The sequence below is a fragment of the Achromobacter sp. D7-1 genome, assembly GCF_059760445.1.
The window spans coordinates 1-255 of sequence record NZ_JCBAMT010000186.1; the positions used below are offsets into that span (position 1 = coordinate 1).

General features: G+C 64.3%; 1 protein-coding gene. It reads right to left on the reverse strand.

The genetic code is table 11. From position 1 onward, the window contains the following. Positions 1 to 255 (reverse strand): electron transfer flavoprotein subunit beta/FixA family protein (locus AC6LKD_RS32705; protein ID WP_498118552.1); only part of this gene is annotated, 255 nt, incomplete at both ends.

Below are 255 nucleotides of genomic sequence, written 5' to 3' on the forward strand. Positions count from 1 at the left end.
ACCACCTTCGCTTCGTTCTTGAGTTTGTCCACCAGGGCCGCGACATCGGCCACCTTGATGCCGGCCTTGCGGGCGGGCGGCTCGCTGACCTTCAGCGTCTTCAGGCGCGGCGCGGCGTCCACACCCAGCTCTTCAGGGGTGACGGTGTCCAGTTGCTTCTTCTTGGCCTTCATGATGTTGGGCAGCGTGACGTAGCGCGGCTCGTTCAGGCGCAGGTCGGTGGTGACGATGGCCGGCAGCTTCAAGGTCAGCGTT